The sequence below is a fragment of the Bradyrhizobium sp. HKCCYLS3077 genome, from assembly GCF_051167555.1.
Classification (GTDB): Bacteria; Pseudomonadota; Alphaproteobacteria; order Rhizobiales; family Xanthobacteraceae; genus Bradyrhizobium.
Genome location: NZ_JBNPTH010000004.1, coordinates 15587 through 42042, shown reverse-complemented (window position 1 = coordinate 42042; position 26456 = coordinate 15587). Strand labels below are relative to the sequence as shown.

Annotated in this window: 21 protein-coding genes; 2 read left to right on the top strand and 19 right to left on the bottom strand. The window is 66.4% G+C overall.

Annotated features, from left to right (window positions below):
• Positions 1 to 14: 14 nt before the first annotated feature.
• The 17 genes from fabZ to ACQR0Z_RS16320 all read right to left on the bottom strand — a co-directional run bounded on the left by fabZ (position 15) and on the right by ACQR0Z_RS16320 (position 22565).
• A complete protein-coding gene (gene fabZ, locus ACQR0Z_RS16400) occupies positions 15 to 473 on the bottom strand; it encodes a 3-hydroxyacyl-ACP dehydratase FabZ (protein WP_172109555.1) in 459 nt (152 codons plus the stop codon).
• Positions 473 to 1540, bottom strand: a complete 1068-nt coding sequence (lpxD, locus tag ACQR0Z_RS16395; protein ID WP_434879987.1) for a UDP-3-O-(3-hydroxymyristoyl)glucosamine N-acyltransferase — start codon at positions 1538 to 1540, stop codon at positions 473 to 475. Before lpxD ends, fabZ begins: the two co-directional genes overlap by 1 nt.
• Positions 1541 to 1660: 120 nt before the next feature.
• A complete protein-coding gene (bamA, locus tag ACQR0Z_RS16390) occupies positions 1661 to 4207 on the bottom strand; it encodes an outer membrane protein assembly factor BamA (RefSeq protein WP_434919343.1) in 2547 nt (848 codons plus the stop codon).
• Between the two features lie 174 nt (positions 4208 to 4381).
• The gene (rseP, locus tag ACQR0Z_RS16385; protein WP_434879985.1) at positions 4382 to 5533 is read right to left on the bottom strand and encodes an RIP metalloprotease RseP; all 1152 of its coding nucleotides are present in this window, start codon (positions 5531 to 5533) and stop codon (positions 4382 to 4384) included.
• Between the two features lie 39 nt (positions 5534 to 5572).
• Complete coding sequence (gene dxr / locus ACQR0Z_RS16380) at positions 5573 to 6796, bottom strand: 1-deoxy-D-xylulose-5-phosphate reductoisomerase (RefSeq protein ID WP_434919342.1); 1224 nt, start codon at positions 6794 to 6796, stop codon at positions 5573 to 5575.
• Positions 6797 to 6835: 39 nt separating this feature from the next.
• A complete protein-coding gene (locus ACQR0Z_RS16375; RefSeq protein WP_434919341.1) occupies positions 6836 to 7699 on the bottom strand; it encodes a phosphatidate cytidylyltransferase in 864 nt (287 codons plus the stop codon).
• On the bottom strand, positions 7696 to 8454 hold the full coding sequence (locus tag ACQR0Z_RS16370) for an isoprenyl transferase (protein ID WP_434919340.1): 759 nt from the start codon (positions 8452 to 8454) through the stop codon (positions 7696 to 7698). Before ACQR0Z_RS16370 ends, ACQR0Z_RS16375 begins: the two co-directional genes overlap by 4 nt.
• Before the next feature lie 11 nt (positions 8455 to 8465).
• Positions 8466 to 9029, bottom strand: coding sequence for a ribosome recycling factor (gene frr / locus ACQR0Z_RS16365; RefSeq protein WP_434859127.1), 564 nt, complete (start codon positions 9027 to 9029; stop codon positions 8466 to 8468).
• Between the two features lie 162 nt (positions 9030 to 9191).
• Positions 9192 to 9908: a UMP kinase gene (gene pyrH / locus ACQR0Z_RS16360; protein ID WP_434859128.1), complete on the bottom strand. Its 717-nt coding sequence runs from the start codon at positions 9906 to 9908 to the stop codon at positions 9192 to 9194.
• A 74-nt stretch (positions 9909 to 9982) separates the two neighbouring features.
• Positions 9983 to 10906: a translation elongation factor Ts gene (gene tsf / locus ACQR0Z_RS16355; protein ID WP_008961414.1), complete on the bottom strand. Its 924-nt coding sequence runs from the start codon at positions 10904 to 10906 to the stop codon at positions 9983 to 9985.
• Between the two features lie 129 nt (positions 10907 to 11035).
• Positions 11036 to 12025, bottom strand: coding sequence for a 30S ribosomal protein S2 (locus ACQR0Z_RS16350; protein WP_434859129.1), 990 nt, complete (start codon positions 12023 to 12025; stop codon positions 11036 to 11038).
• Positions 12026 to 12179: 154 nt separating this feature from the next.
• Positions 12180 to 12671 carry a DUF2846 domain-containing protein gene (locus tag ACQR0Z_RS16345; RefSeq protein ID WP_434859130.1) on the bottom strand — a complete coding sequence of 164 codons (492 nt, stop codon included), beginning with the start codon at positions 12669 to 12671 and terminating at the stop codon, positions 12180 to 12182.
• 119 nt (positions 12672 to 12790) lie between these two features.
• The gene (locus tag ACQR0Z_RS16340) at positions 12791 to 13753 is read right to left on the bottom strand and encodes an FHA domain-containing protein (protein ID WP_434879981.1); all 963 of its coding nucleotides are present in this window, start codon (positions 13751 to 13753) and stop codon (positions 12791 to 12793) included.
• The gene (locus ACQR0Z_RS16335) at positions 13750 to 15099 is read right to left on the bottom strand and encodes a S1C family serine protease (protein ID WP_434919339.1); all 1350 of its coding nucleotides are present in this window, start codon (positions 15097 to 15099) and stop codon (positions 13750 to 13752) included. The genes ACQR0Z_RS16340 and ACQR0Z_RS16335 overlap by 4 nt, the downstream gene beginning before the upstream one ends.
• A gap of 132 nt (positions 15100 to 15231) precedes the next feature.
• Complete coding sequence (locus ACQR0Z_RS16330; RefSeq protein ID WP_434919338.1) at positions 15232 to 17664, bottom strand: caspase family protein; 2433 nt, start codon at positions 17662 to 17664, stop codon at positions 15232 to 15234.
• Positions 17665 to 17832: 168 nt separating this feature from the next.
• On the bottom strand, positions 17833 to 21363 hold the full coding sequence (dnaE, locus tag ACQR0Z_RS16325; RefSeq protein ID WP_434879978.1) for a DNA polymerase III subunit alpha: 3531 nt from the start codon (positions 21361 to 21363) through the stop codon (positions 17833 to 17835).
• A 488-nt stretch (positions 21364 to 21851) separates the two neighbouring features.
• Positions 21852 to 22565 (bottom strand): outer membrane protein, encoded by a 714-nt coding sequence (locus ACQR0Z_RS16320; protein ID WP_434859135.1) that lies wholly within the window; start codon positions 22563 to 22565, stop codon positions 21852 to 21854.
• Between the two features lie 265 nt (positions 22566 to 22830).
• Here ACQR0Z_RS16320 and ACQR0Z_RS16315 point away from each other — a divergent pair, with 265 nt between their 5' ends.
• Entirely contained in the window at positions 22831 to 23166 is a 336-nt protein-coding gene (locus tag ACQR0Z_RS16315; RefSeq protein ID WP_434879977.1) for a DUF3551 domain-containing protein, read from the top strand.
• Positions 23167 to 23245: 79 nt separating this feature from the next.
• Here ACQR0Z_RS16315 and ACQR0Z_RS16310 read toward each other — a convergent pair whose 3' ends face one another.
• On the bottom strand, positions 23246 to 24019 hold the full coding sequence (locus tag ACQR0Z_RS16310; protein ID WP_434919337.1) for an outer membrane protein: 774 nt from the start codon (positions 24017 to 24019) through the stop codon (positions 23246 to 23248).
• Positions 24020 to 24475: 456 nt separating this feature from the next.
• Positions 24476 to 25246 (bottom strand): helix-turn-helix transcriptional regulator, encoded by a 771-nt coding sequence (locus ACQR0Z_RS16305; protein ID WP_434919336.1) that lies wholly within the window; start codon positions 25244 to 25246, stop codon positions 24476 to 24478.
• 124 nt (positions 25247 to 25370) lie between these two features.
• On the opposite strand from ACQR0Z_RS16305, the gene ACQR0Z_RS16300 reads away from it, so the two are divergent.
• Complete coding sequence (locus tag ACQR0Z_RS16300) at positions 25371 to 26450, top strand: alcohol dehydrogenase catalytic domain-containing protein (protein ID WP_434919335.1); 1080 nt, start codon at positions 25371 to 25373, stop codon at positions 26448 to 26450.
• Positions 26451 to 26456 lie beyond the last annotated feature (6 nt).

The following is a 26456-nucleotide window of genomic DNA, read 5'->3' as shown; positions in this document are numbered from 1 at the left end:
TGCAACCCGCAACGTCAGTCGGTCAGCATCGCGCCGACGTCGGCTTCCGCGACGACCACGCCGTCGACCTTGGCGTCGCCATGGAACCACCACATCGTCTTGCGCCGTCCGATCGAGCGCATGTGGTACTCGATGGTCTGGCCCGGCAGCACCGGCTTGCGGAACTTGCACTTGTCGATGGTGAGGAAATACACCGCGCGCGGCTTTTCCGTGCCCTCGACCGACTTGATGCCGATGACACCGGCCGTCTGCGCCATGCCTTCGATCATCAGCACGCCCGGATAGACCGGCCGCTCCGGGAAATGGCCCTGGAAGCACGGCTCGTTGAACGAGACGTTCTTGACGCCGATGCCGCTGTAGTCGGCGCGGATGTTCTTCACGCGGTCGATCAGGAGAAACGGGTTACGGTGCGGCAGCGTCTTCAAGATTTCGTTGATGTCGATGTCCGCAAACCTGATGGGTGACTCCTCCATCACTCCTGTCCTTCGTCCTTTTTCGTCGCGGTCTGATCACGCACCAGCCGTTCCACGGCGACGATCTCGCGGAACCACTGCTTGGTCGGCTTGGCAAAGAAGCCGCCCCACCGGCCGTTCGGCGGAATGTCGTCCTTGACGCCGCTCATCGCGGTCACCTGGGCGCCATCGCCGATCGTCAGGTGATTGTTGATGCCCACCTTTGCCCCGAGCGCGACGTTGTCGCCGATCGTGAGGCTTCCTGCCAGCCCGATCTGGGCCGCCAGCAGGCAATGCCGGCCGATCGTGACATTGTGGCCGATCTGAACCTGGTTGTCGATTTTGGTGCCCTCGCCGATCACCGTGTCGCGCAGGCTGCCGCGGTCGATCGTGGTCCCGGCGCCGACCTCGACATGATTCTGGATCAGCACCCGCCCGGTCTGCGGCACCTTGGTGTGCCCGTCCGCTCCGAAGAAGATGAAGCCGTAGCCGTCCTGGCCGATGCTGCAGCCGGGATGGATCAGCACGTCATTGCCGATCAGGGCGCATTGGATCACGGTCCGGGCGCCGACATTGCAGTCGCGGCCGATCTTGACGTGCGGCCCGATCACGGCGCCGGCGCCGACGATGGTGCCGGAGCCGATCTCGACATGGGCGCCGATCACGGCGAGCGGCTCGACGATGACATCGTCCTCCAGCCGCGCGGTGGGATCGATGATCGCCTGGGGCGAGATGCCCTCGCAGCCGAACCAGGATTGCGGACGCAGCGCATCGGCGTGCATCTCGCGGGCGAGTTGCACGAAGGCGCGGAAGGGTTGATTGGCGCGGAGTACGGCGACATGCGGCGGCACGCGTGCCTCAAACCGTGGGCTGACCAGGCAGGCCCCCGCCTTCGTCGCGGCGAGCTGGTCGGCGTATTTGAGATTGTCGAAGAACGCCAGGTGCATCGGACCGGCTTCGTCGAGCGACGCCAGCCCCTTGATCACCTGCTCCCCACGCGACGGATCGACCAGGGTGGCCTTGGCCGCAGTGGCGATCGCCGCCAGGGTGGTCCGCGGCGGGGATTGGAAGAAGGTCGGCTGGCCCATTCGGTCGCACTCTCAGGACAAAAAGTCAGAGCCCGGCTCCGGCTTCCCGGAACCGAGCTCCCATCTCTTACACCGTCCGGGGTGGCTCAAGCCAACCCGGAATTGGCCGGAACGGCTGGCTTAGAAGCTCGTGCCACCACCGAAGCGGAATTCCTGCGTGCGGTCGAACTGGCCCTTGGTGAGCGGGATCGCGTAGTCGAAGCGCAGCGGACCGAACGGTGACGCCCACACCAGACCCACACCGACCGAGGTCCGGACCGTGTTCTGGTCGTTGAACTGCAGGCCAAGGCAGGTGCCGGCGTTGTTCGGGTTGCGAGTCGGCGCCTGACAGCCAGCCACGTTGACCTCGCCGGTCTGAGCCCAGGACGTCGGGCCCTGATAGCCCCACAGGCCGCCGGCATCGGCGTAAACCGCACCCTTCAGACCAGTCTCCTTGGGCAGGAACCAGAACGGCATCTGCAGTTCGAGCGAAGCGCCCCAGTACTTGGTGCCGCCCAGGGCGTCCTGGGTGCCGAAGGGATTGATGTCACGCGGACCAATGCCGTTCGGAGCGAAGCCGCGAACCAGATTCGGACCCATCTGGAAGTGATCGAGCATGCGCAGCTGCGTGTTGCCGATCTTGTTCAGGATGCCGCCCTGGAGGTGGACGATGCTGACGATGTCCGACACCAGCGGGGTGAAGTACTTCGCATCGAACGCGGTCTTCAGGTAGGACACGTCGCCGCCAACACCCGCGAAGTCCTGCTTGAAGTCGACCAGCAGGCCGTCGGTGGGGTTCTTGTTGTTGTCGAGCGTGTTGTAGTTCAGCGTGTAGCCAAGCGCCGAGGTCAGCGTCTTGCCGTTCGCCAGCTCCTGGCGGACCGGGAGCGACGCCTCGCCATTGGCGAAGCAGCCCAGACCGTTGTTGCCGGTCGGATCGACGCCGCCATTGGCGTTGATGAAGGCCGGGGTCGGGTTGAACGGCACGAAGCGGTTACCGATCATGGTGCCGGCCGCGATGTTGTTACAGTCGGACAGCGTCGTCGGCAGCGAGATCTCCTGGCGGTAGATCGAATAGCGCAGCTGCAGCGACAGGTCTTCACGCAGCTGGAAGCCGAGGCGCGGGCTGAAGCCGAGCGTCTTGGTGCCGTAGGAGATGAAGTTGTTGGCGAGCTGCTGGCGCTGATAGAGGTCGAGGCCCAGCGCGACGCGGTAGTCGAGCAGATACGGCTCGACGAAGGACAGCGAGTAGCCGCGGGCGAACTGGCCGTAGGTCACCGACGCCTTGGCGAACAGGCCGCGGCCGAGGAAGTTGCGCTCGGAGATCGAGACCTCGGCCAGCGCGCCGTCGGTGGTCGAGTAGCCGCCCGAGATCGAGAAGTCGCCGGTCGACTTTTCTTCCAGCAGGACGTTCAGGACCACACGGTCGCTCGACGAGCCCGGCTCGGTGGTGATCTTCACGTCCTTGAAGAAGTCGAGGTTCTTCAGGCGGCGCTCGGCACGGTCGACCAGGGCGCGGTTGTAGGCGTCGCCCTCGGAGATGTCGAACTCGCGTCGAATGACGTAGTCACGGGTGCGGGTGTTGCCGCGGATGTTGATCCGCTCGATGTAGGTGCGCGGGCCCTCGTCGACGGCGAACACCACCGACACGGTATGCGCCTCGAAGTTGCGGTCGCCGCGCGGCCGGACCACCGCGAACGCATAGCCGCGCCGCGAGGCCTCGATCTGCATCTCCTCGACCGACTTCTCGACGTTCTCGACGTTGTAGAGCGAGCCGACGCCGACGCGGGAATAGCCGCGCAGGGTATTGGCGTCGAAATTCGCGATCGACGACTGGAAGTCGACCGAACCGACCCGGTACTGCTGGCCTTCCTCGATCTTGAAGGTCACCATGAAGCCCTTGCGCTCGGGGTCGTATTCGCTGAGCGCGGCGACGACCTGCACGTCGGCATAGCCGTTCTTCAGGTAGAAGCGGCGAATCAGGTCGCGATCGGCCTCGACGCGGTCCGGATCGTAGACGTCGCCCGAACCCAGGAAGCTGAGCAGGTTGGTTTCGCGGGTCTTGATGACGTCCTTCAGGCGGTAGGACGAGAAGGCAGTGTTGCCGACGAACTCGATCGACTTCACGCCGGTCTTCGCGCCTTCCTCGATCGTGAAGATCAGGTCGACGCGGTTGTTCGGCTGCTCGATGAATTCCGGCGTGACACGCACGTCATAACGGCCGGAGCGGCGATAGATCTCGGCGATGCGCTGCGCATCGGACTGCACCATCGGCTTCGACAGCGTGCCGCGCGGCTTCGACTGCACCTCGGCCTGCAGCTGCTCGTCCTTGACCTTCTTGTTGCCCTCGAAGGCGACGCGGCCGATGACCGGGTTCTCGACGACGCTGACGATCAGCCGCCCACCCTGGCGATTGATCTTCACGTCGGAGAACAGGCCGGTTTCGATAAGCGCCTTGAGGCCGTCGTCGACCCGGCCGGCGTCGAGGACGCCGCCGGGGCCGGGCTTGAAGTAGGAGCGGATGGTCTCCAGCTCGACGCGGCGGTTGCCCACCACTTCGATCGAGTTGACCGTCTGAGCCGCAGCTGGCGACGACCCGACCACGCTCGCCAGCGGCAAAGCCACCGGAACGGCGAACATGATAAAGGCGGCCGCCAAGCCCCCCCGCACCCGCAATCCGAACTTCATGCGCTACGCGCCCTTATATTCCGTGGCCGGTTCGGTACCCCTACCAAACCGACAGATTCCCATTTGTCGTTCGCTTGTAGCCAATTTGGACCCGACGGCAAACGCCGGATCTCTCTGAATTTTCAAATTCGTTTCAAAACGTTGCCTATCCGCCACGTCGTAAAAAAGCCGCCTTCAGGAGCCGGCGAGATGCAGGATGTCGTTATAGGTTGCGAAGACCATCAGCATGAGAACCAGCCCCAGGCCGATTCGGAACCCCATCTCCTGGGCCCGCTCCGACAGCGGCCGTCCGCGGACCGCCTCGACCCCGTAAAACAACAGGTGTCCGCCATCGAGCAGAGGAACCGGGAACAGGTTCAGGAGCCCGATGGACACCGAGAGCGTGGCGCAGAGCTGAACGACGAACTGGAAGCCGAGGCTCGCCGCCTGCCCCGAGAGCTGCGCGATTCGGATCGGGCCGCCGACATCGCCGGCACTCCCCGCTCCCGCGAACAGCGAGGCGATGAACTTGAAGGTTGTGGCGATGATGAACCAGACCTGCTCGAAGCCGATCTTGATCGATTCGAGGAACCCGACCGGGATCGAGCGCGATTCGTCCGGCTTGGCGTTGTACTGGATGCCGAGGACGCCGATTCGGTGGGCATTGCCGAACAGGTCCTTGACCTCCTTCAGCGCAGGCGTCGCCTTCAGGGTCAGTTCCGTCCCGCCCCGCTTGATCAGGAAGTTGAGTTCCGTGCCGGCGCTCACCGAGACGACCCGCTGCATATCGGCGAAGGTCTCGATCGGCCGGCCATCGATGGCCGCGATCACGTCGCCATCCTTGAAGCCGGCCTGAGCCGCAACGCTGTCCGGCTGGACCGCATCGACCCGGGGGGTCGTGTTCGGCTTGCCGAAATACAGTGCCATGCCGGCGAAGATGATCACGGCGAGAATGAAATTGGCGATCGGGCCGGCCGCGACGATGGCAGCGCGCTGGCCGACCGTCTTGTGATGGAAGCTGTCGGCGCGCTCGGCGGCCGTCATCTTGGCCAGCGCCTCGGCCGAGGGCGTCGAGGCCTCGGATTCGTCGCCGAAGAACTTCACGTAGCCGCCGAGCGGGATCGCGGAGATCTTCCAGCGGGTGTTGTGGCGATCGTTGAAGCCGATCAGTTCAGGACCAAATCCGAGCGAAAACGTTAAGACCTTCACGCCGGCCCAGCGGGCGATCAGGAAGTGGCCGAGCTCGTGGAAGAACACGACGATCGTCAACACGAACAGGAAGGGGACGATGTAGCCGAGAAGGCCGTTGCTCAACGTATTGAAAATATGGTGGAAAAATTCGGACATCGATGACCTTCCCGATGGGCCGAAGGCCCGTCCAACCCTTTAAGATGCTTTTGCGGCGATTTGAGGCAAGAGGCTAGCCGCCCTTTTTCGCGCATCATGGTCAATGGCGATGGCATCATCCGCCGACGTCAACGGTGCCAAATTACCTGAACGGGTCCAGCTCTCGAGCGTCGCCTCGACCAGGCGGGCGATCGCGCCGAAGCGGATCTCGCCGGCGATGAAGGCCGCCACGGCCACCTCGTTCGCCGCATTGAACACGGTGGTCGCGCCGTGGCCGGCGCGCAGCGAGTCGTAGGCCAGCCGCAGGCCGGGGAACCGCTCGAAGTCCGGCGCCTCGAAGGTCAGGGTCCCGATCTTGGCGAGGTCGAGCCGCGCCGAGGGGCCCTTGATGCGCTCCGGCCAGCCCAGGCAATGGGCGATCGGGATCCGCATGTCGGGGGCGCCGAGCTGGGCCACGACCGAGCGGTCGGAAAACTCGACCATGCCGTGGACGATCGATTGCGGATGCACCAGCACGTCGATCTCGTCCGGCGCGAGCGCGAACAGATAGGACGCCTCGATCACCTCGAGGCCCTTGTTCATCATCGAGGCCGAATCGATCGTGATCTTCTGGCCCATGCTCCAGTTCGGATGCTTGAGCGCCTGCGCCAGCGTCGCCTGCTCGATGTCTTTCGCGGCCCAGGTGCGGAACGGACCGCCGGAGGCGGTGATGATCACCCGCACCAGCTCCTCGCGGTTGCCCGATGACAGCGCCTGGAACAGCGCGTTGTGCTCGGAATCGGCCGGCAGGATGCAGGCATTGGCCTGGGCTGCCCGCTGCATGAAGAAATCGCCGGCACAGACCAGGCATTCCTTGTTGGCGAGCGCGACCGTGGCGCCGCGGTCGACCGCCGCCAGCGCCGGCTTCAGACCGGCGGCGCCGGAGACGGCGGCCATGACCCAGTCGGCCGGCCGCGCGCCGGCCTCGATGATGGCACTCTCCCCTGCTCCGCAGGCGATGCCGGTGCCGGCCAGCGCCTCGCGCAGCTCTCCGAGCCGCGCCGGATCGGCGACGGCAACGAAGCGCGGGTTGAACTCGCGGGCGAGCTTGGCGAGCCCCTCGATGTTGCTGTTGCCGGTCAGCGCCTCCACCCGGTAGCGCTCCGGCGCACCGCGCAGCAGGTCCATGGTCGAATCGCCGATCGAGCCGGTGGCGCCGAGCACGGTGATGCTGCGCACGTCAGTCGTTTCAGCCTTGTTGTTCCGCAATGGCACTGCGCTCATGATCTCACCAAACATCTCGACCGGCAGCGATGCTGCCCGTCACCAAACCAAAACACCGCGGCCGACCCCGTCGAGGCCGCCGCGCAGCAAACCGAGCAGCGCCGCAAAGACGATCGCCGCGACATAGCCATCCAGGCGGTCCAGTAGGCCGCCATGGCCGGGAATGATGTGACTGGAGTCCTTGACGCCGAAGTGCCGCTTGACCGCGGACTCGGCGAGGTCGCCGAGTTGCGACACCACCGACAGCACCGCCGCCACCATCAGCATCGCCAGCACACCGCCGGCTCCCGCCAGCGACCAGCCCGCAGCGGCGACGAGACTGGCGCCGAAGCCGCCGATCGCGCCCGCCCAGGTCTTGTTCGGGCTGATGCGCGGCGCGAGCTTCGGTCCGCCGATGCCGCGTCCGGCGACATAGCCGCCGATGTCGCTGGCCCAGACGACGAGAAACACCAGCACCAGCGCGTGCCAGCCCTGCTGCTGATCGAACCGCACCAGCACGGAGGCGAGCTCGGCGCCGGCGGCATAGACGAAGCCGGCCGCCGCCCAGAGCCGGCGGCCGGCGGCGAGCGCGGCCACCGCAACGAGGCCGAGCGCCAGCACGACCACGGCAAAGTCGATCAAGCCGAACGCACAGCAGAGTCCTGCGACCGCGATCGCCAGCGCGCCCGATGTGCCGACGCTGACCGTGCGAACCTCGCCGATCACCATCAGCCATTCGAGATACAACCCGACCGCGACGACGGTGACCAGGGCGGTCCAGAACATCCCGCCGGCATAGGCCGCGCCGAGCGCCAGCGGCACCAGCACCAGCGCGGCGGCGATGCGCAGCATAAGGTTGCTCGGCGCAGCCTTCTTCGGCTGCGCGGCGGCGTCCCCCACGGCTGCGGTCTCGGGTTTGCTCACGAGGCGGTTTTCGCCACGAGGCCGCCGAAGCGGCGTTCACGCCGGCCGAACTCGGCAATCGCGCCTTCGAGCGCGGCCTTGTCGAAATCCGGCCAATGCATGGGCACGAACACCAGCTCGCTATAGGCCGCCTGCCACATCAGGAAGTTCGACAGCCGCTGCTCGCCGCTGGTGCGGATGATCAGGTCTGGATCGGGAATGTCGGGGGCGTCGAGATGGGCGCCGATCGCATCGGCATCGATCGAGGCCGGGTCGCGCCGGCCCTCGGCCACCTCGCGCGCCAGCCGCTGCGCGGCCCGCGCGATTTCCTGGCGGGAGCCGTAGTTGAACGCCACCACCAGCGTGAGCTTGGTGTTGGCGCGCGTCAGCTCCTCGGCCTCGCCGAGCAGCGCGCAGATGTCCGGCTCGAGACCGTCGCGCTCGCCGATCACCCGCACGCGAACGCCATCGCGATGCAGGGTGGCGAGATCGTTGCGGATGAAGCGGCGCAGCAGGCCGAACAGGTCGCCGATCTCGCTCGCGGGCCGCGACCAGTTCTCGGAGGAGAACGAGAAGATCGTGAGATAGCGGATGCCGAGCTCATCGCAGGCGCGCACGACGCGGCGCAACGCCTCGACGCCGCGGCGATGCCCTTCGGCGCGCGGCAGGCCGCGTGCCGCAGCCCAGCGGCCGTTGCCATCCATGATGATGGCAACATGGGCCGGACCGTCGGAGCGATCCGGCGTCTCCGTCACCGGGGCCGCGGCATTGGACATCGAACGTTTCCTTAGACGGTGAGGATTTCCTTTTCCTTCGCCGCCAGCAGCTGGTCGATCTCCGAGATCACGCTATCGGTCGCCTTCTGAATGTCGTTGGCGATGCGCTCCTGGTCATCCTCGGAGATCTCGTGATTCTTCTCGAGCTTCTTCACCGTGTCGAGCCCGTCGCGGCGGACATGGCGGACGGCGACGCGCGCAGCTTCCGCATATTTGTGCGCGACCTTGACCAGTTCCTTGCGGCGCTCCTGGTTGAGCTCGGGAATGCGCAGCCGGATCACCTGGCCTTCGGTGGCCGGCGACAGGCCGAGGTTGGAGTCGACGATGGCCTTCTCGACCGCCTTGACCATGCTGCGGTCCCAGACCTGCACCGACAGCAGGCGCGGCTCGGGCACCGAGACGGTGGCGAGCTGGTTGAGCGGCATATGCGAGCCATAGGCCTCGACCTGGACCGGCTCCACCATCGATGCCGACGCGCGGCCGGTGCGCAGGCCGCCGAGCTCGTGCTTCAGCGCCTGGGTTGCGCCCTGCATGCGGCGCTTCAGGTCGTTGAGATCGAAATTGCCCGTGGTCATCACGCTTTCCTTTCCTGCAACCCCGGGCCCTTCAGCCGGTTCGGCCGCGCCTTGAAAGGCCATCGGCTGGACTCGACTGCTCCCGGACGAATTCCTGTGTCGCTTACGCTTCTACCGCAGGCACGGAGCCGGTCCAACACCGGCCGCCGACGGTGCAGCGGATCACCCCGCGACGATGGTACCGCGCCCTTTGCCCTGCAGCATCGCGCCGATCGCGCCGGGTTCGGCAATGGAGAACACAATGATAGGCAGCGACGTTTCGCGGGCAAGCGCGAATGCCGTCGCATCCATGACCTTGTAGCCGCCTTCGATGGCCTGGGAATGCGTCAGCCGGTCGAAGCGCTTGGCGGCCGGATCCTTCTTCGGATCGGCGCTGTAGACGCCGTCGACATTCGTGGCCTTGAGGACCGCCTGGGCCCCGATCTCGGCGGCCCGCAGCACGGCGGTGGTGTCGGTGGTGAAATAGGGATTGCCGGTGCCGCCGCCGAGCACGACGATGCGCCCGTCGGCCAGCGCCTTGTGCGCCGCAGCGCGGGTGAACAGCTCGCAGACCTCCGGCATCACGAAGGCGGACAGTGCCAGCGCCGGGCTGCCCTTGCGCTGGATCGCGGCCTCCAAGGCGAGGCAGTTCATCACGGTGGCGAGCATGCCCATGGTGTCGCCGGTCGCGCGCGACACGCCCTGCGACGACACTTCGACGCCGCGCACCATGTTGCCGCCGCCGACGACGACGGCGATCTCGATTCCGAGTTTCTGGGCGGCGATGAGGTCGTCGGCGATGCGATCGACGGTCGGCTGGTCGATGCCGAATGAATGCGGGCCGGCGAGATATTCGCCCGACAGCTTGACCACGACGCGACGATAGACCGGCTCAGCCATGTGCCAATATGTCCCTATCCCGCGCATTGAGATCCGGCGCGAAGACCGCGCCGGATCGTAACCGTGCTCAGTCGTTACTTCTTGCCGCTGGCGGCGGCGACTTCGGCGGCGAAGTCGGTCTCTTCCTTCTCGATGCCCTCACCGAGAGCATAGCGGACGAAACCGGCCACCTTGATCGGACCGCCGACCTTGCCCTCGGCTTCCTTCAGCGCCTGCGCGACCGACTTGCCGCTGTCGTGAATGAAGGCCTGCTCGAGCAGAGTGACTTCCTTGTAGTAGGTCTTCAGGCCGGACTCGACGATCTTCTCGATCACGTTTTCCGGCTTGCCCTGCTGACGATACTTGTCGGCGAGCACGTCCTTCTCGCGCTTGACGATCTCGGGATCGAGACCGGCGGCATCGATCGCCTGCGGGTTGGCCGCGGCGACATGCATCGCGAGCTGGCGGCCGAGGGCAGCGAGCTCGTCGGTCTTGCCCGGCGACTCCAGCGCCACGATCACGCCGAGCTTGCCGGCGCCCTCGATCACCGCACCATGGACGTAGCTCGACACCACGCCTTCGCTGACTTCGAGCGCGGCGGCGCGGCGCAGCGTCTGGTTCTCACCGATGGTCGCGATCGAATCGGCGATCGCGGCCTCGACCGTGATGCTGCCGACCTTGGCGGCCTTGATCTTCTCGATGTCGGCGCCGACGTCGAGCGCGACCTGGGCGATCATCTTGACCAAGCCCTGAAAGTGCTCGTTGCGCGCGACGAAGTCGGTCTCGGAGTTGACCTCGACGACCACGCCCTTCTTGCCCGAGGTCAGCGCGCCGATCAGGCCTTCTGCCGCGACACGGCCGGCCTTCTTCGCAGCCTTCGACAGGCCCTTCTTGCGCAGCCAATCCTGCGCCGCCTGCATGTCGCCACCGGTCTCGGTGAGCGCGGCCTTGCAATCCATCATGCCCGCGCCGGTCGACTCGCGCAGGTCCTTCACCATCGCTGCGGTGATATTCGCCATTGTTGAACGTCCTTTTGCCTGTCCAAAGCGCGACGCAGCGGATGGCTCATCGCCGTCCGCTGCCAGGAAAAACCTATCTCAGTCGCGATGGCCGGCGTGCGACGCCGGCCAGATTCGTGTCGTGTCGTCTTAGGCGTCGGCGAGCGACTTGGCCTGGGCGACCCAGGCATCGGCCCGGCTCGGCAGACCGACTTCTTCGCCGATCTGATGCGCCGTGTCGTGGTTGAGCTCGGCAAGCTGCCAGAAATGGAAGATACCGAGGTCGTTCAGCTTCTTCTCGATCGCACCCGACACGCCGGTGAGCTTCTTGAGGTCATCGGCCGTGCCGCGAGGACCGGGCAGACCCTGGAAGGTCGACGCGGACGCAGCCGGAAGATCCTCTTCGAGCGGCGCCGCGGAGGCGCCGACGTCGATGCCGAGCTCGCCCTGGGCGCGCGAGATGCCGTCGATGGCGGCGCGGGCGATCAGGTCGCAATACAGCGAGATGGCGCGGCCGGCGTCGTCATTGCCCGGGACCACATAAGTGATGCCCTTGGGATCGCAGTTCGTGTCGACGATCGCGGCGACCGGAATGTTGAGGCGCTGGGCCTCCTGGATCGCGATGTCTTCCTTGTTTGTGTCGATCACGAAGATCATGTCGGGCAGGCCGCCCATGTCCTTGATGCCGCCGAGCGAGCGGTCGAGCTTGTCGCGCTCGCGCTGCAGGGTCAGGCGCTCCTTCTTGGTGTAGGAGTTCGCCTCACCCGAGGACAGCACCTCGTCGAGGTGACGCAGACGCTTGATCGACGCCGAGATCGTCTTCCAGTTGGTCAGCGTGCCGCCGAGCCAGCGCGAATTGACGAAATACTGCGCGCAGCGCTTGGCCGCATCGGCGACGTTGTCCTGCGCCTGGCGCTTGGTACCGACGAACAGGATACGGCCGCCCTTGGCGACGGTGTCGCTGACGGCCTGCAGCGCCGTGTGCATGAGCGGCACGGTCTGGGCCAGGTCGATGATGTGGATGTTGTTACGGGTCCCGAAAATGAAATCGGCCATTTTCGGATTCCAGCGGTGAGACTGGTGACCAAAGTGAACGCCAGCTTCGAGCAGCTGGCGCATCGTGAAGTCGGGCAGCGCCATTTGGATATTCTCCGGTTGATTCCTCCGGAAACGCGTGAGCAAAAACGGGCCGTTTGGCCCGGCTTGCCACCGGACGCCCTCTAGGAGAGCCAAGTTTCCGTGTGAGATGGCGCGCTATATAGCCGGATTTTGGCGCAACGCAAGGAAAATGGGCCTATTCGGCCTGAAGAAGCTCCGCCAACGCCGCCTTGGCCTGCCCCTCCTGCAACGGAACGAAGTCGACCGGCCCCTTGTTGTCGGCCCCTGACGACGCCGCGGCCATGACGCCCACCCCCAGCAGGCCGAACGCCATGCCGCCGCCCTGCATCGCCCGGGAGCGTTCACTGGGCCGGATCGAGTAGAAATAGGTCTTTCCGGGCTCGGTGCTGAAATCGAGGTAGGATTCGCCCGGAAACAGCAGCTGCGTGGCCACCACGTGGTGCGGACCCGCCGGACGGTCGACATAGGCGTACGTCCCGGGCAGCAGCCGGGGAAGCGCCACGCCATCGACCTTGGCGTCGCAATTGGTCCGGTCGAGCCAGGAGTCCTTCAGGCTCATGATGACGATGCGGGAGTGGCCCGGGCGCGGCGCCCCGATCTTCTGCGATACCACCGCAAATTCGGTGCCCTCTTTGCCCGTCAGGCACCCTGATACCAGCAGCGCCAACCCCAATCCCAGAAATGCCCGCCTGCTCATTGCAACCCCCCGTAGTTCCCCGGGAGCCAAGGCTATGACGGGAACTCGGCCGTTTTCAACCTCCGGAAGCGAAGAGAGTCCAGCTGTGCTCAGCGCTCCACACCGGCCGGCTTCAGCTCGGCCCGGTCGGCGTCCAGCCTCGCCTTCAGTCGGGCGATATCAGCGAAGAAGGCCTGATCGTCGCGAACGGGTGCCAGGCGCAGGGCCGGCGGCATCAGCACCTGGCTGACATCGGCACGACCGGAATTGGCGAAGGCCTCCGAGCGCTGCACCGTCTGGACCGCGATCGCGACGATGAGCAGCAGGCCGACGACCGCCCCCTTGATGAGTTGATGCGTGCGTCCGACCTCGCGCACATGCAGGAAGACGATCGCCGCCAGCACAATCCAGGCGATGACGTAGCCATAGGTCGAGATGGCTGACCAGGTCAGCGCGAAGGACGCGAATTGTCCGGCCTCGCTGTAGATCCAGAACGCGAAAAGGCCCGCCTCCGCGATCAGGAGATGACGCAGGAAGTGCGAGCGCCCCGCGAACAGGCGCGACAGCAGCGCCCAGACGCCGACCCATGCCACCACGGCCCCGACCAGGACGAGGCTCGGCACGAGATAATCGGACAAGTGCGACTCGGATGTCTGGCCAAGCCAGATCTTGACCGCGTCGATCACCAGCAAAGCGAGGCCGAGCACGATCGCCGCCGCGATCGGCAGCACGCCGCGTTCGCGACCCGCCAGCCGCTCCGGCTCCACGTCATGACCGGCGTCGCGGACCCGCAGCCAGGTCTGTCCGATCCGGATCGGCTGGCTGCCATCGAGGATAAGCTGCGGCTTCCGGCTCTTGCTGCGGTCGAGATAGAGCCCGTTGGCGCTGCCGAGATCCTCGGCGACGAGGCGTCCTTCATCGTCACGGAAGATGCGCAGGTGGCGCGCGGCGACATAGGGATCGTCGAGGATGACATGGTTGTCGTAGCCGCGACCGATCCTGACCTCGGCGGCGTCGACGCGGAAGCGGCCGGCCACCTCGCGGTGCTTGGAGAGAATCTCGACCCAGATCATCGGACCACCTGCAGCCGGTCGAGAAAGCTCTTGCCGAGCCGCAAGGCATCGTCATAGGCAATGGCCTGCAGGTTCAGCCGCGACACCAGCGCCTCGTCGGCATGGTCCTGGGTGACGGCAACCAGGACGACGTCATAGAGCCCGTCGAATTCGCGGTAGCCTTGCGCGCACCACAGCACACGCAGCGGCGGATGCGCCGCCGCCGGCGCGACGCCGACGAAATCCTGATGGCAATGCTGCGGCGTGTACCATTTGCGGAAACCGCCCCCGAGCGTGAGCCGCGGCTGCGCCAGGCTGGTCAGCACGGTCGCGAATTGAAACGAATTGAGATCGATCGATTTCGCGTAGGAATGGGTGACCTCGACCGTGCCGGTGTTGAGATCGGAGGCGACATAGACGCTCGCGTCAGCCTTGCAACTGGTGGAATTGATGCTGGCGCGCGGCTTCGGCGACGCGCTGGCATTGGTGCTGGCCCAGCAATCGAACCACGCCGCTCGCGTTTCCGGCGCCTGATAGGAGCCGAGCACGCGGTCACGAAAGCCCTCCTCGCTCAGCGATTTGTAGAGCGCGCCACGCCAGCTCGCGAGTTGCGCGATCACGTCCTTGCGCAGGTCGGCCGGTGCCGGCTTGGCATCCTGCCCGCGCGCCAGAAGCGCTGCCGCGAAGCGCGCCGGCACCAGGAAGCTGATCAGCTGGCCGCCGCGGCGGGTCGCGACGTTGATGCCGACCACCTGCCCTTGCGAATTGACGGCCGGCCCGCCGCTCATGCCCGGATTGAGCGCGCCGGTGAAGTGGATGTGATCATTGTAGCTGTGCTCGACCAGGCCGTTGTAGGTGCCCTCGATGATGGTGAAGCCGAGATCGAGCGGGTTACCGAGCGAATAGAGCCGCTCGCCCTTCGGCAGCGTGCCGTCGAGGGCGGCCTTGTCGAAGGAGAAGAACGGCGCGTTCTGCTTGTCGACGCGCACCAGCGCGAGATCATTCGGCAGATCGACGGCGAGCAGCGATACCGCGCCCTGGCTGCCATCGGCGCCCGTATATTCGAGCCGGTAGGTCTTCGGCTCGAGCGCGGCGTCGGAGACGACGTGATAGTTGGTGATGGCAAGGCCGTCGGCGGAGACGAGAAAGCCCGAGCCGGTCGAGGTCTGGCGGCCGGCATCGGCCAGCAAGGTGCGAATTTGCAGCAGTCGCGGCGGCGCCGAGGCGTACACGGTTTCGGCGCCGGTCAGTGCCTGCGCTTCGGCCTGCGAACAAAAGACCCCGGCAGCAGCGATGCAGGCCGCAGCGAGGATTACACTCCGCCGCAGCAGCCCGCGCACGGGTCCAACAAACAACGCTGAAATCACTGATGCCCCCGCAACAGGACGTCGACTGCCGACATCCTGCGCCCATGATCGATGTGTCCGGCGGACCGGCCAATATCGAAAACAGGCCTGCGTTGCAACCGCGACGCCGCCGCGCCGAGGCGCGGCGGTCGCTCAGCAATGCGGCACGTTCGGCGGACACCGCTTGCCTGCCTGCGGCGGCGGCGCCGCGGGCCTTGCCATCTGCGGTGGCGGTGCCGGCCGCGCCATCGCCATCGGCGGCGGGCTCGGACGCGCCATCTGCGGCGGAGGCGGAGGCGGCGCCGGCCGCGCCATCTGTGGCGGCGGCGCAGGGCGGGCCATTTGCGGCGGAGGCGGTGCGGGCCGGGCCATCTGCGGCGGCGGCGCAGGACGCGCCATTTGCGGAGGTGGCGCCGGGCGGGCCATCGGCGGCGGAGCCGACGGACGCATCGCTTGAGGCGGCGGCATCGGCCGCGGCGGGGCCGCATGGACCATCGGCGCAGGCTGCGGCCGTCCCGTCGCCGGCGGCGGGCTCAGGCGCGCAGTGGCCGGCGGCGGCGCACGGCGTTCGCTCGGCGGCGGAGCGGCCTGCTGAATGCGCGAACGCGGGTCGGGGCCGCGCGCAGCGGTCGACGGCACGACCTGGCCGGGCGGCGGACCACCCGGCCGTGCGGGCGGCGCAACCTGCGCACCCGGCGGCGTCCGATTTGCGCGCAGGTCAGGCCGCCCTGGCAAAGGCTGCGCCGGAGACGGCGACACCGGTTGAGGAGCAGATGCAGATCCAGGTGCAGGCAAACGCGGATTGGGCGCCTGAACCGATGGCGGCGCCGGAGGACCGCCGCGCCCAGGAATCGGAAGCGCGTTGGGTGAAACGGCTGCTGGACGGGGCGCGTCCGGGCCGGCTCGGCCCGGGACCGCAGCGGGCGTCGTCCCCATCACTCCCATGGCAGGCACGTTGCCCGGTCCGCGCGCACCCGGCCCCATCGGCGCGCCGGGAATCGGTGCCTTGCCCTGCTGGATCAGCGAAGCGCGCTGCATCGCCGCAGCCGGCAGGGCGGGCGCGACAACCGGGGTCGCAGCCTGCTGTGCTCCTCCCGGTCCACCACCCGGACCGGCCGGCACCGTCGGCGCCACCACGGGACGATTGATGACCGTGTTGATGACCGTGGTGTTGTGGATGTTCTGATAGATGATGTTGTTCGGCGGCGGCGCGACGATCGCCGGCGGCCGGACGTAGACCGGGATCGGCACGAACACCGGTCGCGGCAGGATGAACACGCCGACCGGCGCGTAAGGCGGAGGGAGATCAACGAACTCCGGCGGCGGCGGCGGCAGGATGTAGACCGGCGGCGGCGGCGGCGGCGCGAAGCCGAATTCCGGATCCGAGAACAGCAGCACCGGCCGATCGACATAGACCACCTCGTCCGGCGGCGGCGGCGGCACGTCGTAGTCGATCATGGCGAAGGTCGCCGGCGGCTCCGGCGGCGACGACAAGATCGCCAGGCGCCGGCGTGCATCCGCGGCGTGCGCGCCATTCGGATAGCGGCGCAGATACGACCAATAGGCCTCGGGGCTGTCGGCGCGGTAGGTCCGCCGCCAGGTGATGGCCTCGCGGCGCGCCGCGACGATGGCGCGCACGCGCCGTGCGAGCGGATCGTCCGGATAGGCGGCGATGAAGTCCTCATAGCCCTGCAGGGTATCGCGCTCGAGTGCGGCCGTGTAGGCCTCCTGCACCGGGAAATCGCGGATCGGCCGCGCGCGCAGCGCGGCGGTCTGCTCGGCGGAGGCCTGCGGCGCCGGCGCGTCCGGCGCGCGGTCGAAGAAGGTGAAGGGGGCCTGGATCTTCTGCGCATTCCACGGCACCTGGGCGCCCTTGGTCGCCTCGTTGACCCGCAGCCGCAGACGATCGAACACCTCCGGCAGCGACAACCCGCCGGTGCGGATCATCTCCGCCAGCGATTGCGCATAGATGCCGTAGGAGCCGGTCTCGTTCGGCGCGATCGTGCCCGGCGCCGCATTGAACGCGATCAGCATGTTGTTGTCGGGCTCGACCAGCGCCAGACCACCGGCGATCGTCGCACCGCTGGTGATGAACGGCTGCTGCCGCGCGGCGTCGAGCACGACGATGCTGGCCTTGACCGGAGTCGCCGCGAGCTGGCGGACATAGTCGCTCAGGCGCAGGCCTTCGGTCGGAATATCGACATCGCTGCCGATATTGGCATCGACCGGAATAAAGTAGTTCTCGCCCGCGAGCTGCATGCCGTAGCCGGCGAGATAGACCATCGCGACCGTGTTGCTGTCGGCCGACTGGGCCTTGTGAATGAAGTCGCGGAAGCTCTTGCGCAGCGTGTCGGCATCGAGATCGCGCGCACCGACGACGTCGAAGCCGGCCGCCTGCAAGGTCTGTGCGATCAGACCGGCATCGTTGGCCGCGGTCGCCAGCTGCCCCTTCGCATAGGCGCCGTTGCCGATCACCAGAGCAATGCGCTTCTCGGCCGCGGGCTCCTGCGCCGCGGCGGAGCCGAGCCAGGCGGCAATCGCCACGAGGCACAGGGAGACAGAATAGACGAATCGTGAGTGGATCATGGCCGCGCGCATCACTGTTCCCGCCCTTTCGAGGCAACCCCGCCCCGGATTCAGCGCGTCGATGGCTGAACCGCGGTTGAACGGAGACATGTCCATACAACTCGGTACAGCCCTCATGCGGCTTTTTTGTTCCATCTCGCCGCCCCGGCAGGGCCGAACGGCGAGCGATTAGAGCTGGTGGACGTCCACGACCCCGGTGACGGCCTTGATGGCACCCGCGATTTGTGGCGAAACCTTGAAGCGGCCGGGCAACTTCATCTCCACCTCGGTCTCCAGGTCCAGGATCATCACCAGCGAGACCTCGCCCTCGCCCGCCGCGGCGCGAGGAGCGATCGGCGGCGCCGCGGCCTTGGCGGCAGCGCCATTGCCATTGGCCGCAGCCCCCTCCGGTCCCTGCAATCGCTTCACGATGGAATCGAGCGGCTTGGTGTCGCGCAGGAAGATGCGCAGGCCGCGCTGGGTCTTGGCGGCGGCATCGTCGAGCGGCTCGGCATGGAGCACGCGGGCGCGGACGTCCTCGCCCTGCAGTTCGGCGCCGAGTTGCAGCAGCACGGCGGCACCCGGCTCCAGCACGTCGCGATATTGCGCGAGGCCTTCCGAGAACAGCACCGCTTCAAAATGGCCGGTCGGGTCGGACAGGCCCATGATGCCCATCTTGTTGCCGGTCTTGGTGCGGCGTTCCATGCGCGACACCACGGTCGCCGCGACCTTGCCGGCGGTGGCGCCGGTCTTCACCGCGCGGGAGAATTCCGCCCAGCTCTGCACCCGCAGTCGCTTCAGCGCTGCCGCGTAGTCGTCGAGCGGATGGCCGGACAGGAAGAAGCCGATCGCATCGTATTCGCGGCGCAGGCGCTCGGCCGGCAGCCAGTTCTCGATGTTCGGCAGGATGATCGCCGGCGCGTCGGCGGCGTTGCCGAACATGTCGTTCTGGCCGGAGGTCGCAGCCTCGTTGGCACGCTGGCAGGCGGCGACGATCGCGTCCGCGCCGGCGAACACACGAGCGCGGTTCTTGTCGAGACAATCGAAGGCGCCGGCCGCGGCCAGCGTCTCGATGATACGCTTGTTGATGGCGCGCGGATTGACGCGGGATGCGAAGTCGGCGAGCGAGGTGAACGGGCCGCCCTTGTTGCGGGCCTCGACGATCATCTCGATCGCCTGCGGGCCGACGCCCTTCAGAGCCGCGAGCGCGTAGAAGATAGTGTTGCCGCTGACCTCGAAGGTCGGCCCCGAGCGATTGATCGACGGCGGCTCGACCTTGATGCCGAGGCGCTGCGCCTCGGCGCGGAATTCCGACAGCTTGTCGGTGTTGTTGAGATCGAGCGTCATCGACGCCGCGATGAACTCGACCGGATAATGCGCCTTCATGTAGGCGGTGTGGTAAGACACCAGCGCGTAGGCGGCCGCGTGCGACTTGTTGAAGCCGTAGTCGGCGAACTTCGCCAAGAGGTCGAAGATGGTGTCGGCCTGGTCCTTCGGCACGCCGTTCTTGACGGCGCCCTCGACGAAGCGGACACGCTGCTTGTCCATCTCGGCACGGATTTTCTTGCCCATGGCGCGGCGCAGCAGGTCGGCTTCGCCGAGCGAGTAGCCCGACATCTGCTGCGCGACCTGCATCACCTGCTCCTGGTAGATGATGACGCCGAAGGTCTCCTTCAGGATCGGCTCCAGGATCGGGTGCAGATACTCCGCCTCCTCCTCGCCGTGCTTGCGAGCGCAATAGGTCGGGATGTTGGCCATCGGGCCCGGGCGATAAAGCGCGACCAGCGCGATGATGTCCTCGAACCGGTCCGGGCGCATGTCGATCAGCGCCCGCCGCATGCCCTGACTTTCAACCTGGAACACGCCGACCACGTCGCCGCGCGCCAGCATCTGATAGCTCGGCGCATCGTCGATCGGCAGGGTCGCGAGATCGACATGGATGTCGCGCTGCTTCAACAGCTTCACCGCGACGTCGAGCACGGTCAGCGTCTTCAGGCCGAGGAAGTCGAACTTCACCAGACCGGCCGGCTCGACCCATTTCATGTTGAACTGGGTGACCGGCATGTCCGATTTCGGATCGCGATACATCGGCACGAGTTCGCTGAGCGGCCGGTCGCCGATCACGATGCCCGCGGCGTGGGTCGAGGCGTGGCGAGTCAGGCCCTCGAGGCGCATGGCGATGTCGAAGGCGCGCGCCACGACCGGATCCTCGTCGCGGAACGCCTGCAGCTTCGGCTCGCCTTCGATGGCGGCGGCGAGCGTCACCGGCGCGGCCGGGTTCTGTGGCACCAGCTTGGTCAGCTTGTCGACCTGGCCGTAGGGCATCTGCAGCACGCGGCCGACGTCGCGCAGCACGCCGCGCGCCTGCAAGGTACCGAAGGTGATGATCTGCGCGACCTGGTCGCGGCCGTAGCGCTGCTGGACGTAGGAGATCACCTCGCCGCGGCGGTCCTGGCAGAAGTCGATGTCGAAGTCCGGCATCGACACGCGCTCGGGATTGAGGAAGCGCTCGAACAGCAGCGCGAACCGCATCGGATCGAGGTCGGTGATGGTCAGCACCCAGGCGACCAGCGACCCTGCGCCCGAGCCGCGGCCCGGACCCACGGGAATGCCGTGCGCCTTGGCCCATTTGATGAAGTCCGACACGATCAGGAAGTAGCCCGCGTACTTCATGCGCATGATGACGTCGAGCTCGAAGGCCAGGCGCTTCTGATAGTCCTCCTCCGTCATGCCCGGCGCCATGCCGTGCACCTTGAGCCGTCGCGCGAGGCCCTCCTCCGCCTGCCGCTTCAGCTCGGCCGCCTCGGCGCTGGCCGCGTCCCCGGCCTCGGCGCTATTGCCGGCGCCGACGGTGAAGAACGGCAGGATCGGCTTGCGGGTGCGCGGCCGGTAAGAGCAGCGCTCGGCGATCTCGACCGTCGAGGCGAGCGCCTCGGGGATATCGGCGAACAGCACCGCCATCTCGGCGCGGGTCTTGAAGCGGTGGTCGGGCGTGAGCTGCACGCGCTCGGTGTCGGCGATGAGATGGCCGCCGGCGATGCACAGCAGCGCGTCATGCGCCTCATAGTCGTCGGCGGTCGCAAAATACGGCTCGTTGGTCGCGACCAGCGGCAGGCCCTTGCCATAGGCGATGTCGATCAACCCGCCCTCGACGCGGCGCTCGCGGTCGGTGCCGTGGCGCTGCAGTTCGATATACAGCCGGTCGCCGAACAGGCTCGCGAGCCGCTCGCAACGCTGCGTCGCCAAGGCCGCCATGTCGTGCTGGAGCGCGAGCGAGATCGGGCCGTCCGGCCCGCCCGTCAGCGCGATCAGGCCGTCGACCCCCTCGTTCAGCCAGTCGAACTTGATGTGCGGCGCCTGGTGCGTCGGGGTGTCCAGGAACGCGCGCGAGTTCAGCCGCATCAGGTGGCGGTAGCCCTCCTCCTTCGCCGCCAGCAGGACGATTCGCGAGGGCTGCGCGACCGCGCCGGCATTGCGGGCGTTGGGGTCCATGTCGCCGAAATCGATCGCGAGCTCACAGCCGGCGATCGGCTGGATGCCGTAGCCAGCCATCTTGTCGGAGAATTCGAGCGCACCGAACATGTTGTCGGTGTCGGTGAGCGCCAGCGCGGGCTGCCGGTCGGCCTTGGCCAGTTCGCCGAGCTTGGCGATCTTGATCGAGCCCTTCAGCAACGAATAGGCGGAGTGGACGTGGAGATGGACGAATCCGGCGCCGGACATGCTTGACTGCAGCTTCCATGGAGGGGTTTCCGTGATCGCTTTCCGGGATCACGGTGCGACGTCAGCTTCGAAGGGCCTGGAGCCTCATCGACTGCGTCGATGACCCGCCTTCCAACCGACTCGCTCGCATCATACCGGACGGCCATGAGCGAGTCCGGCACGCTCGCCCTGATGTCCCCAGTCGCTGCGACCCTGCACTAAAGCTGTGGAATGATTTGCGCCCAGAGCGCGATCATTCCCACGAACAGCGTGATGGACGCCAGTGCGGCGGCTTCTTGAACGAAAACCTTCAGCATCGGAACCTCCGTCGGTCAGAACATATGAAGAACAATGTTCCTTTTCTGTTCTCGGGTCAAGCACCTTCCTCAGCTGGCCCTCCGACACCGTCCTTGCGTGGTTAACTGGTCTCTGCGGGAGGAGCGATCGAACGAAAAAAAGCCCCGGCGAGACGCCGGGGCTGGTCGATTTGATCGGGTTCGATCCGCGGATCAGTAGCGCGTCGCCACCGGGCCGCCGAATCGATAGTTCAGGCGTGCCGTGAAGATGTCGGCATCCTGCTTGATGCTGTCGGAGCCGAGCGCGCCGAAGCTGACGGTCTGGCGATCCATGAACAGATGGTTGTATTCGACGCCCATCGACCAGTTCGGTGCGAAGCCGTATTCGAGGCCGGCACCGACCACGCCACCCCAGCGGGTGCTGTCGTTGGAGGCGAGGAATCCGCCCGTCGCAGCGTTGGTGATCGTGTAGGTGTTGCTGGTGATCGCCGCACCGCCCTTGGCGTAGAGCAGCACGTTGTTCCAGGCATAGCCCACCTGGCCGGTGAATAGGCCGAACGCATCGGTCTTGGTGCGGTTGCGGGTGCCGAAGATGGCGCTCTGGTTGTCGCCGGAGAAGTCAGCCCAATTGCCCTGCGCCTCCAGGCCGAACACGAACTGGCCCATCTGCCAGCGATAGCCGACCTGACCGCCCACGGTGCCGCCCGACGAATCGTGCGAGCCCTCGCGGCCGCCACCGACCACATCCCAGGTGTTGTGAGTCCAGCCGCCACCGCCGTTCACACCGATGTAGAAGCCGCTCCAGTCATAGATCGCGGCCATCACCGGCGGCGGTGCCTTCGTGTAGGGACGCGCGGCGAGATCCGCGGCCAGCGCCGGCGAGGCCAGCACCACGAGCGCCGTCGTCGTCAACAGAAGTTTCTTCATCACAGGTCCAGTCTCGTCTCATTTGGCCCCCAGGCCAGCCGCACCTCTTAACGATCTCAGCCACAATTGCTGTAGCGTCACGGTCACAGCTCGCGTCCGAAAGCGCGTGGGACATGTCTGGAAATTAATGTGCAATCACAGTGTGTTGATGGAACTTTCCGCCTTGCATTCGGGGCGCCAGCAGTTACACAAAAGGCGCCGCTTCCGCGCCCTGGCTCCGCCATGTCGCGCGCGTGTTCCGGTCATCATGAAGGGGAGATCGCCGATGCGTGACGTTCTATTTGCGGCCTTGGCTGCGACCGGCCTCGTGGTCGCAACTCATGCTCCGGCGCAGGCCGTCGGAGTGAGGCACGCATTCTGTCTGCAAGGCGACGAGTTTCCCGGCCTGAGCAACTGCACGTTCGACACCTACGCGCAGTGCCAGGCCACGGCGTCGGGACGGCTGCTGAACTGCATCGCCAATCCCTATTTCGCCGGCGTCAGCAACGACCCGCGCGCCACGCCCTATCCGTATCCGAACCGGCCGCGGCTCAAGCCGCGTCCGCCGGCGCCGAATCCCTACGCGCCCTTCCCCAACCCGTTCGTGTTCGAAGAGGACTGAGCGCGGTCTCGCGTCTCTGTTTCAGACTTGAAAGCTCGTCGAAGCCATGGCTTCGACGAGCCGTCGCGACCCGCCTGCCTCAATGCATCATGCCGAAGCCGGGACCGAACTTGTAGTTCAGCCTCACGAGGCCGATGTCGACATCCTGCTTGATGCGATGGGTCATCGCCGGCTGCCCGGCGGCCGCGACGAAGTTCAGGTTCTTGTTGCCGAGGAAGATGTGGTCGTATTCGACGCCCACGGACCAGTTCGGCGCGAAGCCGTATTCGAGACCGGCGCCGATGGTGGCGCCCCAGCGCGTCGTGTTGGCGCGGTCGAGCATCACGTTGGTGCCAGTTGTGAAGGTGTCATAGCGATCGCCGACGACGGCGGCACCGCCCTTCACGTAGCCCAGGATGTTGTCGAAGGCGTAGCCGACCTGGCCGGTGAACAGGCCAAAGCCGTTGGTGCGTGAACGGTCGCTGACATTGGGCAGAATCAAATTGCGATTGGTGCCCTTGAAGTTCGCCCAGTCGCCCTGCGCTTCGACGCCGAACACCCAGTTGGCCGTCTGATAGCGGAACCCGACCTGGCCGCCGACCGCGGCGCCGCCGCCGCCGGAGCAGCCTTCGCGGTTCGCCGCCGGGTTCACCGCGACGCCTCCGACCGACACCAGGTTCCAGCAGTCACGGCTGGAGCCGCCACCGGCGTTGGCGCCGATGTAGAAGCCGCTCCAATCGTAGACCGTGGCGACCACGGCGGGCGGCGCCTTGGTGTAGGGCCCCTTCCTCACCGGGAGGTCAGCCGCGAAAGCAGACGTCGCCGCGGCGATCGCGCCGAGCCCCACCGTTGCGCCGAAAAGCGTCTTCATCATCGAACTCCGTAGCTTCTGTCCCAAAGTCCCCAGGCCCTCTGGTTCCGCTCAAAACACGCAGCGTGACGAAGCGTTCATGCTCCAGCGCACTCGCTTCGCCCGTATCAACCGATGTGTCAGATTAGAACCGTTCTTTCCGGCAATTATGGGATTGCGCGCAAATGCCTGTTTTCAAAGGGTTTGGCCGCTATATGAACAAACAACTAATAGGATGTATGGAGGAGTCGTGACCGATGTCCGCCGCTCGCCACAATGCGACGCGACGTCGAAATCGTGACCGAGAGCCCTCTCGTCACCGAACAACCCTCGACGCGTCTCAGTCGTGATCTCTTCTGGGCAGAACGGCTGAGTTTGCGAATGCTTGGCATCATCAACCGCAAAGCGGTCGATTGTATGGTGAGCCCGCGGTTCAACCCGCGATATGCGGCCGATGCCTACTCGCACCAATGACGACGCTCACGTGTAGTAGATCGCGAGCTTCAGCGCGGGATCGTCGTTGGCCTGAAAGGTCGCGTAGCGCAGCTTCACGCGGCCCTTCTTCGGATGATCGAGCAGCTTCTCGCCGGCCGCGAGCGCGTTGATGTCGTGGGCCGCCCACAACTCCTCGAAGTCACGGCTGCCGTCTCGCAGCCGCGCGAGCAGATCCAGGAAGGCCGGATCGCCGGCCCAGAGATCGTAGGTCGCGCGAAACTGCGCGACCATGCGGCGTGCCAGCTCCTTCCATTGCGCGCCGAACAGCCGGCGGACGCGGGGCGTGCACAGCATCAGCAGCAACGTGTTACGGTCGGCGTCGGCAAGTTGCGAGAAGCCGAAGATCTCGTCCGCCGCGTCATTCCACGCCAACACGTCCCAGCGCCGTCCCGAGATGTAGGCCGGCTGATTGAGGCTTTGCACCAGTTCGCGCAATCTGTCCGGCACCTGCTCGCGTACGAACGGCTTGCGCGCCGTCTCCCGGGCCAGCGCCTTGAGATGGGCATGCTCGGCCTTGGTGAGACGCAGCGCGCGCGCCAGGGCATCGATGGTCGTCGACGACGGCTTCACCGCGCGGCCCTGCTCGAGCCGGATGTACCAGTCGACCCCGATGCCGGCGAGCTCCGCCACTTCCTCCCGGCGCAGCCCGGCCGTGCGCCGCCGTCGTCCGGCCGCGAGCCCGAGCGCTTCGGGCGCGAGCTTCTCGCGCCGGGAGCGCAGGAAGTTTCCGAGCTCGGCGTGGCGCGGATCCGTCATCGTGGTCTCTCCTGCGAGCCGGTCGTGCACACTGGGTGCAGACAATCCTAGGATAATACCAGGCCTTCTCGCGCGCAGCATAGAGCGCCACCGTACATCGCCGCCACTGCCAATGGAGACGATCATGAAAGCCGCCGTGCTGAACCGTTTTGGATCACCGCTCGCGATCGAGCAGGTGGAAGACCCCGTGCTCGGCACGGGCGAAGTCATCGTCGACATCGCCGCGGCGAGCGTGCTGTCCTATGCGAACGAAGTTTTCAGTGGCGAACGGAAGTACCTGCTGGAGCCGCCCGTCATCCCTGGAACAGGTGGCATCGGACGGGTCGGCGCGCTTAGTCCCGACGCGACGCATCTTGCGATCGGCGACTGGGTCTACTGCGATCCGACCGTGCGCTCGCGCGACGACGCCGTCGCGCCCGATATCACCTTGCAGGGCCTGAGCGCGCGCGGACCGGGTGGCTTGAAGCTGCAGCAGCATTTCCGGCACGGCTCGTTCGCCGAGCGCATGCGCATCCCGACGGAAAACGCCAAGCCGATCGGCGGCATCGCCCCGGGCGACGCCGCGCGCTGGTGCGCGCTCGGCACGCTGCTAGTGCCCTATGGCGGCTTCCTCGCGGCCCATCTGCAGCCCGGCGAGACCGTGCTGGTGAGCGGCGCCACCGGACGGTTCGGCAGCGCCGCGGTCGCGGTGGCACTCGCCATGGGCGCAGCCGCCGTGGTGACGCCTGGCCGCAATGAGGCCATGCTCGCGGAGTTGCAGCGCCGGTTCGGCCCGCGCGTCCATCCGGTGAAGCTCACGGGCGACGCAAGCGAGGACCCCGTCCGCATGACGCGCGCCGCGCCGTGCCCGATCGACTGCGTGCTCGACATCATGCCGCCGTCGGTCACGACCGACGTCGTGCGATCTGCCATCATGGCCGTGCGGCCGTATGGACGCGTCGCCTTGATGGGCGGCGTCGGGATGCTCGGCGGTCCCGGTCTCGACCTGCCCTATCCCTGGATCATGCGCAACTGCGTCACGATCCACGGCGTCTGGATGTACCCGCCGAGCGCAACCGTGAAGATGGTGGGGCTGATCAGATCGGGCCTGCTCGACCTCGCGCAATTCGAGCCGACCTGCTTCGCGCTCGATCACGCCAACGAAGCGGTCGCCCATGCCGCCAAGCACAGCCAGCCGTTCAAGATGACGGTGATCACGCCCTGACGGCGA